Source organism: Rhodococcus sp. P4_B6, from assembly GCF_056402215.1.
Window position 1 is genome coordinate 1 of record NZ_JBFUHV010000243.1, and the last position, 9,906, is coordinate 9,906.

9 protein-coding genes and 1 pseudogene are annotated in these 9,906 nt (G+C 63.6%); 5 read left to right on the top strand and 5 right to left on the bottom strand.

Annotation, left to right across the window (positions count from 1 at the left end):
* The 5 genes and pseudogenes from AC1DWT_RS46545 to AC1DWT_RS46565 form a co-directional block, all read left to right on the top strand.
* A pseudogene (locus AC1DWT_RS46545) lies at nt 1-241 on the top strand (cyclase family protein); the annotation flags it as partial.
* An 80-nt stretch (nt 242-321) separates the two neighbouring features.
* Nucleotides 322-1,071 (top strand): enoyl-CoA hydratase-related protein, encoded by a 750-nt coding sequence (locus AC1DWT_RS46550; RefSeq protein ID WP_095861968.1) that lies wholly within the window; start codon nt 322-324, stop codon nt 1,069-1,071.
* A gap of 60 nt (nt 1,072-1,131) precedes the next feature.
* Nucleotides 1,132-1,563, top strand: coding sequence for a pyridoxamine 5'-phosphate oxidase family protein (locus AC1DWT_RS46555; RefSeq protein WP_095861969.1), 432 nt, complete (start codon nt 1,132-1,134; stop codon nt 1,561-1,563).
* Complete coding sequence (locus tag AC1DWT_RS46560) at nt 1,560-2,774, top strand: acetyl-CoA C-acetyltransferase (RefSeq protein WP_477925853.1); 1,215 nt, start codon at nt 1,560-1,562, stop codon at nt 2,772-2,774. The genes AC1DWT_RS46555 and AC1DWT_RS46560 overlap by 4 nt, the downstream gene beginning before the upstream one ends.
* 60 nt (nt 2,775-2,834) lie before the next feature.
* Nucleotides 2,835-4,937, top strand: a complete 2,103-nt coding sequence (locus AC1DWT_RS46565) for a 3-hydroxyacyl-CoA dehydrogenase NAD-binding domain-containing protein (RefSeq protein WP_477925854.1) — start codon at nt 2,835-2,837, stop codon at nt 4,935-4,937.
* A 24-nt stretch (nt 4,938-4,961) separates the two neighbouring features.
* On the opposite strand, the gene AC1DWT_RS46570 is transcribed toward AC1DWT_RS46565, so the two are convergent.
* The 5 genes from AC1DWT_RS46570 to AC1DWT_RS46590 form a co-directional block, all read right to left on the bottom strand.
* Nucleotides 4,962-5,636, bottom strand: a complete 675-nt coding sequence (locus tag AC1DWT_RS46570) for a TetR/AcrR family transcriptional regulator (RefSeq protein ID WP_378686212.1) — start codon at nt 5,634-5,636, stop codon at nt 4,962-4,964.
* A 459-nt stretch (nt 5,637-6,095) separates the two neighbouring features.
* Nucleotides 6,096-6,848 (bottom strand): SDR family NAD(P)-dependent oxidoreductase, encoded by a 753-nt coding sequence (locus AC1DWT_RS46575; protein ID WP_218834822.1) that lies wholly within the window; start codon nt 6,846-6,848, stop codon nt 6,096-6,098.
* Nucleotides 6,849-6,954: 106 nt separating this feature from the next.
* Nucleotides 6,955-8,478 carry an acyl-CoA synthetase gene (locus AC1DWT_RS46580; protein WP_095861973.1) on the bottom strand — a complete coding sequence of 508 codons (1,524 nt, stop codon included), beginning with the start codon at nt 8,476-8,478 and terminating at the stop codon, nt 6,955-6,957.
* Between the two features lie 142 nt (nt 8,479-8,620).
* On the bottom strand, nt 8,621-9,373 hold the full coding sequence (locus AC1DWT_RS46585; RefSeq protein WP_378686217.1) for an SDR family NAD(P)-dependent oxidoreductase: 753 nt from the start codon (nt 9,371-9,373) through the stop codon (nt 8,621-8,623).
* An 84-nt stretch (nt 9,374-9,457) separates the two neighbouring features.
* Nucleotides 9,458-9,906: transketolase C-terminal domain-containing protein (locus AC1DWT_RS46590; protein ID WP_477925852.1), on the bottom strand; the 449-nt coding region annotated here is incomplete at its 5' end.

The following is a 9,906-nucleotide window of genomic DNA, read 5'->3' on the forward strand; positions in this document are numbered from 1 at the left end:
GGCGTTGGCGATCGATAATCATTCGGGTGAGGTGTGGCCGAGCCCGGTTCCGGGTGCGACGATTCCGTTCCATCAGGTGGTGATCCGGGATATGGGTCTGACGCTCGGGGAGATGTTCAACCTCGAGGAGTTGGCGGCGGACTGTGAGGCCGATGGGGTGTGGGAGTTCCTGTTCTGCGCTCCGGGGTTGAAGGTCACCAACTCCGCCGGATCCCCCGTCACCCCGATCGTGCTCAAGTAGGAGACCGGGCCGATGAGCACACACGCACAGGTGCAGAAGGTTGACCCCGGAGCGTACGCAGCTCTCACCAAGGAGTAGGAATGCCTGTCCGCCAGACACTTCACGGCAAAGTTCTCGTCATCACCTTGGACCGTGAACACAAGCGCAATGCGATAGATCCAGAGATGGCGACGGGGATCAGCACTGCGCTGGACCGACTCGATGATGACGACGACATCTGGGTTGGGGTGATCACCGGAAGTGACTCGGTCTTCTCCGCGGGGTCGGACCTCAAAGACGGTGCACAGGCACGCACCGATCGCGGCGGTGAGTACGGGCTCATCCGGCGGCGCCGAATCAAGCCGTTGATTGCGGCCGTCGAAGGGCCTGCTCTGGGTGGCGGATTCGAGATTGCACTTGCTTGTGACCTCATCGTGGCATCCACCACTGCGCGATTCGCGCTACCCGAGACGCAACGAGGAGTCGTTGCCACGTCCGGAGCGCTGTTTCGGGCGATTCGCGCGCTGCCGATACATGTTGCGAAGCAACTCCTCATCACCAACGCGGGACTCACCGCCGATCGCGCCTTCCAGCTCGGATTGGTCAACATCGTCACCGAGCCRGGTGACGCCCTTCGCCAAGCACGCGATCTCGCTGAGGAGATCTGTCAATCAGCACCGATCTCAGTCCAGCAGACGCTTGCCGCTATTGCATCCCAGTTCTCCGAGGCCGATGAGCGAGGGTGGGAAGCAACAGCGCGAGCGATCGAGGCAGTCAAGGCATCGGAAGACATGGGAGAAGGCATCAATGCCTTCTTCGAACGCAGGACCCCGCAATGGCGTGGGCGCTGACAGGAACGAGGGTCTGAAATGGCAGAAGTAAGGCAGCAGCGTCGAGGCCGATCGATCGCGATGACACAGGACGAGATCGACAGCTTCCTCGCCGAGGAGCGGACTTGCCGTGTCGCAACGGTGGACGGCAACGGCACCCCGCACGTCGTGCCATTGTGGTTCGTCTGGGACGGAACCTGCTTGTGGCTCAATTCGATTGTGCGAAGCCAACGCTGGAAGGACGTCACGCGTGATCCCCGGGTGTCGATCGTCATCGATGCCGGCCACGGTTTCGGGGAATTGCGCGGAGTGGAGATCAGCGGGCACGCGGAGAGCGTCGGAGACGTACCCCGGGGTTCGTCCGTCGACAGTCGATTGACGGACGCCGAACTTCGTTTCGCGCGAAAGTACACGGGCAGCGACACGTTCACGGCCGACGGTCGCCACGGATGGTTGCGGGTGACGCCGAGCAAGATCGTGAGTTGGGACTTCCGGAAGACGCCGAAACGGTGACCACGGAGGCATTCATCTATGAAGCCATCCGAACCCCACGCGGCCGCGGCAAGGCGTCCGGCTCGCTGCATACAGTGAAGCCGATCGACCTGGTCACCGGCCTGATCGACGAACTGAGGGTGCGGTTCCCGGATCTTGACGAGCACCGCATCTCCGACGTGATCCTGGGTGTCGTCTCGCCGCTCGGCGATCAGGGTGCCGACATCGCCCGGACCGCGGTGACGGTCGCCGGCCTGCCCGAGACGGTCGGCGGCGTGCAGATCAACCGGTTCTGCGCGTCCGGTCTGGAGGCCGTGAACATGGCCGCGCAGAAGGTTCGGTCCGGCTGGGACGAGCTGGTCATCGCGGGTGGTGTCGAGTCGATGTCCCGGGTGAAGATGGGCTCCGATGGCGGCGCCTGGATGCTGGATCCAGCGACCAACTACGACACCTACCTGGTGCCGCAGGGCATCGGCGCCGACCTGATCGCGACGATGGAGGGATTCTCCCGCGAGGATGTCGACGGATACGCGGCCCGCTCGCAGGACCTCGCGGCGAAGGCGTGGGCGGGCGGCTACTTCGCCCAGTCCGTCGTCCCGGTCAAGGACATCAACGGTGTCACGGTCCTCGACCACGACGAGCACATGCGTCCGGGCACCACGGTCGAGGCGCTGGGCAAGCTGGCGCCGTCGTTTGCGGGCATCGGTGAGATGGGCGGCTTCGACGCCGTGGCGCTGCAGAAGTACCACTGGGTGGAGAAGATCGACCATGTCCACCACGGCGGCAACAGCTCCGGCATCGTCGACGGTGCCGCGCTGGTCCTCGTCGGATCCGAGCGGGCCGGCAAGGAGATGGGTCTGACCGCGCGTGCCCGCGTCGTCGCGACCGCCACCTCCGGTGCCGACTCGACGATCATGCTCACCGGCCCCACCCCGGCCTCGAAGAAGGTGCTCGCCGCCGCCGGTCTGACCGTCGACGACATCGACCTGTTCGAGATCAACGAGGCGTTCGCGTCCGTGGCGATGAAGTTCGCAAAGGACCTGGAGATCCCCGACGAGAAGCTCAACGTCAACGGCGGTGCGATCGCGATGGGGCACCCGCTCGGCGCGACCGGAGCGATGATCACCGGCACCATGGTCGACGAGCTCGAGCGTCGCGGTGCGAAGCGGGCCCTGGTCACGCTGTGCATCGGCGGCGGTATGGGCGTGGCCACCATCATCGAGCGCGTGTAGGCAACCGGCCTTTCCAGCGCTCGGACTACCTGGAGACCGATCTACGTGACCGAGAAGAACATGATCGACTGGGAGCAGGACGCCGACGGCATCGTCGTGCTCACCATGGACGACCCGAACCAGAGCACCAACACGATGAACGACCTGTGCAAGCAGTCGTTCGTGGCCACAGTCGACCGCCTGTACGGGGAGAGGGAGTCCGTCACCGGCGTCGTGCTCACCTCCGCGAAGAAGACCTTCTTCGCGGGCGGTGACCTCAGGCGCACGATCACGATCGGCCCAGATCAGGCTCACGAGGTCCTCGCGAACGTCGAGGGGTTCCGGGCGATGCTGCGTCGCCTCGAGACCCTCGGTAAGCCGGTGGTTGCCGCCATCAACGGCGCCGCGCTCGGTGGCGGTCTCGAGATCGCCCTTGCCACCCACCACCGCATCGCGGCCGACGTCAAGGGCGTCAAGATCGGCTTCCCCGAGTCGACTCTCGGCATGTTGCCCGGCGGTGGCGGAGTCGTCCGCACCGTTCGGATGCTCGGCCTGCAGGATGCGATCCTTCGCGTCCTCGTCCCGGGAGGGACGCGTGGACCGGCGGAGGCGAAGGACGTGGGCCTCGTCGACGAGGTCGTATCTTCCATCGACGAATTGGTGCCTGCCGCGAAGTCCTGGATCAAGGCCAATCCCGAAGGCGGTGTACAGCCTTGGGACAGGGTGGGCTACCGGATCCCCGGCGGAGCCCCCGCAACTCCTGCACTCGCAGCAATCCTTCCGGCGTTACCGGCGAACCTGCGCAAGCAGTTCAGGGGCGCTCCCATGCCGGCTCCTCGCGCGATCATGGCCGCTGCGGTCGAGGGCTCGCAGGTCGACTTCGACAACGCGATGATCATCGAGGCTCGCTACTTCACTTCGCTGGTCACCGGTCAAGTCGCGAAGAACATGATGCAGGCGTTCTTCTTCGACCAGCAGGCGATCAGGGCCGGCGGCTCACGTCCTGCCGGTATCGCCAAGACCCCGATCACCAAGGTCGGCGTTCTCGGCGCAGGCCCCGTCGGCGCGGGCATCGCCTACCTCTCCGCGAAGGCGGGCTTCGAGGTCGTCCTCGGGGACGTCGCCATCGAGACTGCGCTGAAGGGCAAGGCTCACGCCGAAGATTCTGAGAACAAGGCGCTTTCGAACGGCCGGAGCACGCAGGACAGATCTGACGCACTCCTTGCCAGGATCACCCCGACAGCTGATGTCGCCGACTTTGCGGGTGTCGACCTGGTCGTCGAGGCCGCGTTCGAATCGGTTGAACTCGCGCACAGGGCGTTCCAGGAGATCGAGGACATCGTCGAACCCAACGCACTGTTGTGCTCGAGCTCCACGGCGCTTCCAATTGCGGGTCTCGCGGCCGGGGTGAAGCGTCAGGAAGACTTCGTCGGCATCCACTTCCTCTCACCGGTCGAAGAGGTGCCGCTCGTGGAGATCATCCGTGGAGAGAAGACGTCCGACGAGGCACTGGCTCGGGCATTCGACTACGTCCAGGCCATTCGCCGGATACCGATCGTGGTCGACGACACGCCCGGCTTCTTCGTCTCGCGTCTCATCGGTACGTACGTCAACGAGGCCATCACCATGCTCGCCGAGGGGGTTGAGCCGGCCAGCGTCGAGCAGTCCGGTTTGCAGGCCGGGTATTCCGTTGCACCGCTGCAGATGTCGGATGAAGTCGGCCTCGCCCTGATCCAGGGGATTCGCGAGGAGCAGACCGAGGCGGTAGGCGGGGAACCAACGGTCGGCCCGGTCGTCGAAAGTCTCGTCGAGGGCGGCCGCACCGGCCGTCTGGGTGGGGCGGGTTTCTACGACTACGCCGACGGCAAGCGCGTCGGCCTGTGGCCGGGACTGCGTGAGCGCTTCGATTCCGGATCGTCGACCCCGCCCCTTCGCGACCTGATCGACCGGGTTCTCTTCATCGTGGCCATCGAGGCGGTCATGTGCTTCGACGAAGGCGTCATCACCTCCACCGCCGACGCCAACATCGGTTCGATCATGGGCATCGGCTACCCGGCGTGGACCGGTGGTGTCAGCCAGTTCGTCACCGGCTACGAGGGAGGCAAGGGTGGTTTCGTTGCCCGCGCGGAGGAGTTGGCTGCCAAGTACGGTGAGCGGTTCCTACCTCCCGCATCGCTGAGGTAGGGCGCTCGCGTCCACATCGCAGGACTACGTTTGCTGCTTGCCTCGCTTGCGGGGGCGTGCCGGGGATTCGGGGGGTGAGGTCTTTCTCCGGCCCATGTAGTCGTGCATGCGCTCGTCCAGATCGTCGACCGGATAGCTCTCGCTGCGGAATCCCGAGATAAGGGTCATGCAGTACTCCCTGGACAACGTTTCCGCGTCCCACTCACCACCGGGCTTTATCCACTGATACGTGTGATTGTGCATGTTGAGGAACTGGAGCGTGGCCAGGCGAGGGTCGAGTTTCCGGAACGATCCATTGTCCATGGCAGCGACGAGAATCTGCTCGACGATGTCTTCGAACTCTCGCCGTTGCCCCAGGAGGCGCGAGCGGTTCGTTCCACGCAGACTCTTGTAGTCGTGTTCGTAGACCCAAACGTGGTCGAGTCGGGCAAGGATATTTTCCAGTAGCGACTGGGACAGCATCCGGAGCTGCAGGACAGGGTCTATCTCGAGATCGGCAATTCGCCGGGCAGCGGTGAGGAGTGGTTCCATGACCCGGTTCTGGATCTCGACCAGAAGGTTCTCCTTCGAGCCGATGTAGTAGTACAGCGCCCCGCGTGCAGTCCCAGTTGACTCGCTGAGCTCGGCGATGCCGGTGCCCGCGTATCCCTTCTTCGCAAAGAGGGCGGCGGCGATGTCGATGATTTCCTGGCGCTTCACTTCATACGCGGGGCCGTGCCCTGGTGGTCTTGCCATGACTTCGCAGCCCATCTCCGTCGTTCGGTCTACCTCCGCACACGCCACACGTTGACGTCGGCTTACTGAAGTCGAGTTTTGTTGTTCCGACCGGACTATAACCTAGTCAACTGACCATTCTTATCACATCTTCAGCCAGATTTGGGGGAGAGGGCAGTACCAGGCGATGCTCGTCGACCTCACCGGCGACGGGGGACATCCGGACGCACGCCTTGGGGGCGAGTGCGCGGCCCGCGGCCCGTATCGTTCGCGGTGAAGATCTGTCGGGCCTCGGATCGTTCCACCCTTCAATTTCACTGACTCACAAGGTAATTCGATTCCATACAGTCGCTGAAAACTACGCTGTCGAGGATTGTCCACCCGACAGTGACGCTCCGCATTCTCTACTGCCGATTCACAAAGAGGCGTGTGGCACGAGCGGCGTCACAGTAGTGAGTATCCGCCGTCGACCGTGATCGCGGATCCCGTGACATAGGCCGATGCCGCGGAGGCAAGGAAGAGGTAGATTCCCGGAAGATCTTCCGGAGTTCCCCACCGTCCAAGTGCCGTGTGCCGAGTGATGTCGTTCTCGCGCTCGGTGTCACGGTGCCAATGAGCGCCGAGCCCGGTGTCGAACCATCCGAGCGCAACAGCGTTGACGGTGATCTGCCGTGGCCCGAGTTCTTGTGCCATGGACTGCACGAGCGCATGAGAGCCGCTCTTGGAGGCGGCGTACGCCGCCAGTCCTCCGCGAGGGCGGATACCGACGACTGAACCCGTGACGATGATCCGGCCCCCCGATTCCATGGCTGTGGCAGCCGCGCGAGCACCGAGGAACGTGCCGGTCAGATTGACGTCGATGATGTCGCGCCACACCGCAGGATCCGTGTGCTCCACGGCGGCGACCTCGGGTGATACGCCGGCATTGCAGATCCACACATCGACTCCACCGAAACGCTCGACCATCTGGTCGGCGACGGTCTCGTTGAATCCGTCCGCACGCACATCGCCCGCGCAGATCAGTGGGTCGCCGCTGAGGGTGGAGGCCACCTTCGTCAGTGCCTGCTCCGATCGGGCCACCAGGCCGAGTTGAGCTCCTGCTGCGTCGAATGCTGTCGCCAGAACTCTTCCGAGTCCTCGCCCGGCACCCGTGATGACTACTCGTCGTCCCGAGACGTCGGCGTTCGCGATGCCCATTCTTTTTCCGTCCATTCGATCGTGCACCGGTAGGCGCGAGTCGGTGACGCTCGCTTTGCGAACGCCGTTGTGTCGATGGCGCCTGGAGTTGCGCCTTCCCTCGCGCTCAGGCGGGGGTATCGCGCAGGACGCGCTTGAGTACCTTTCCCGAAGGCGTTCTGGGAAGGGACTCGATGCACTCGATCTCCGCAGGAACCTTGTACTTGGCCAGCCGTGTGCGACAGAACTCTTTCAAAGTCTCGGAGTCGGCGCCGCTGCCGGCGCGCAAGACGACAAATGCCCGGGGTACCTCTCCCCAGCGTGGATGAGGCATGCCCACGACTGCAGCTTCGACCACGTCCGGGTGCTCGTAGAGCACGCGTTCGACCTCCGGGGTCGCGATATTCTCTCCACCGGAGACGATCATGTCCTTCTTGCGATCCTCGATGTAGAGGTATCCGTCGGCATCGAGGCGACCGATGTCTCCCGTGTGGAACCAGCCGTTGCGGAGGGCCTTGCGCGTTGCTTCCTCGTCGCGCCAGTACCCCGTCATGACCTTGGGGCCGCGAACCACGATCTCGCCGAGTTCTCCGGCCTCGAGCGGTGTCCCGTGCTCATCGACCACGGCCACCTGGACGTGGGGCACCGGCCGTCCAACCGAGCCGACCTTCGATCGCATGTGTGCGGCGTCGTTGACGGTATCGCCGGACACTGTTTCGGTGAGCCCGTATGCGTCGGCGAACCATACTCCGGGAAAGGCGTCGGAGATACGGTCGAGCAACGGGATCGGCATCTTCTCTCCTCCGCCGGTGATGAAGCGGATCGACGAAGTGTCGCGATCGGAGATGTCCGGCAGTTGCAGCAGTGCATTCATCATCGAAGGCGCCAGCCAGATGTTGGTCGGACGCAGGGTCTCGATCGAGTTCGCGACGCCGGCCGCATCGAACTTGCGGACCAGGCTCAGTCGGCCACCCACGTGGAACGTCGCCAAACCCGGCAGATCCATGCCTCCGACGTGGTACAGCGGTCCGCAAATGAGGGTGTTGTCCTCGGCGGTCAGGGAGAACTCGAGGATGTGGGCAAGATTCTTCCAGATGAGGTTTTCATGGGAGATGATCACGCCCTTCGGTCGCGATGTGGTCCCGGAGGTGTACATGAGTCGTTGCAGCGAGCCCGGGGTGCCATCGACGATCTGCGTTGTCTGCCCATGGCCCTTGCTGATCAGCGTGTCGTACTCGCGCCATGTGGGATCCGGTGGAAGGTCCAGCGTCACTTTGTGGTGAAGGTTCGGCAGCGACCCTGCAATCGTGTCGACGGCCGGGACGAACTCTGTCTCTGTGACGATGACGGCGGCGTCCGAGTGCTCGAGAATGTACTGCCATTCCGAAGGAGACAGCCGATAGTTGAGCGGCAGGATGGCGGCGCCGATCCTGTTGGCTGCCAGCATCGTTTCGATGAACTCGACCCGGTTGTACAACAGAACGGCGACGATGTCACCGGGCGTCACTCCGAGGTCGCGCAAGGCGACGGAGGCGGACTGGACGCGCGACTGCAGGTCACGGTAGGTCAGCTCGCGAGCGCCCTCCGAAACGGCAATCCTGTCGCCGAATCGGTGTGAGTTTCGTTCGAGCACGGAGGCAAAGTTGAACACGGTGAGGCTCTCGATCGGGGTCGGTACCTGCCGGTTGAATGTACTGGTCAGGCTATGTAGCTGAATTTCTGGATACCAACGAACTGCACCATGGCCGTCCGGATACCGGGTTTCTGCCTGCGCGTCCTCGGAGGTGAGATCGTCAGGGTAGCGAGTACCCGCCGTCGACGACCAGTGAGTGTCCTGTCACCCAGCGTGATTCGTCGCTCGCGAGGAAGGTGACTGCGCCGGTGAGGTCTGCGGGTGCGCCGAAACCCAGTGGATGCCTGTCTTCAATCGCAGTCAGCGCTTCAGCCGGCAAGCTGTCATGGAGTGCGGTGGGGAAGGTGCCGGGGCACACCGCGTTGACCCGTATCCCTTCCTTCGCGTACTCGAGGGCGGCAACTCGGGTCAGGTGAATCACGCCGGCCTTTGATGCGCAGTACGGAGCGGCGTATGTCCACGCGGTCAGTCCACTGACCGATGCGATGTTCACAATCGATACGTTGGTCTTCTTCCTCGAGGTGCGTGCCACCGCTCGGATGCCGTGGAACGTACCGGTGAGATTGACCGACATCGACCGCTCCCAGTCCGCTGTGGAGAGATTGTGAATGCGTGCATTCGGCGAGACGATGCCAGCGGTGTTCACCAGGGTGTCGACCGTTCCGAATCGTACGGCTGCATTGTGGATCAGCGCATCGAATTCGTCCCCGTCCGCGACGTCGAGGTGTTCTGTGGCCACCTCGATGTCCTGTGCTCGCAGCGTTTCCGCCAGGGCGTCGAGAGCGTCGAGGTTTATGTCGGCGAGCACGATTGCCCGTATGCCTTCGGCGGCGAAGTGTGTGGCCACCGCTGATCCCAGGGCACCAGCCGCTCCCGTGACAACAGCGGTCTTGTCCTCGAGTTTTGCGCTCATTTGCGCGCTCCTGTTCTTCGGTCCCAGACGAACAATTGTTGTGTCAGTGGTCCAGGTCTCGGTTGTCCTGGTCGCAGCGGTACTTCACGGGTGGGCATCGAGCGCTTCTCGGATTGCGTCCTCGATGCGGGCCTCGTCAGGCAACCATTGCTGCTCGAGGGGCGGCGAGTACGGTGCCGGCGTCGATCCTGCGGTCACCCGAATCACGGGGGCATCGAGGTGCCAGAACCCTTCTCGGACAGCCCGAGCTGCGAGCTCCGCGCCGACACCGAACTCGCCGACCGCCTGGTGGACGACGACGAGCCGGTTGGTCTTGCGGAGTGACTCGAGCACGGTGTCGAAGTCCAGCGGACTTATCGTGCGAAGGTCGATGACTTCGACGTCGATGCCGTCGTCGGCGAGGCGATCGGCGACTGCCAGGCAGTCGTACATCATCTTCGAATAGGAGACCACAGTGACGTCACGGCCGGGCCGACGCACGATTGCCTTGCCGAGAGGAACGATATGGTCCGCTGGCGGGGTCGGCCCCTTCC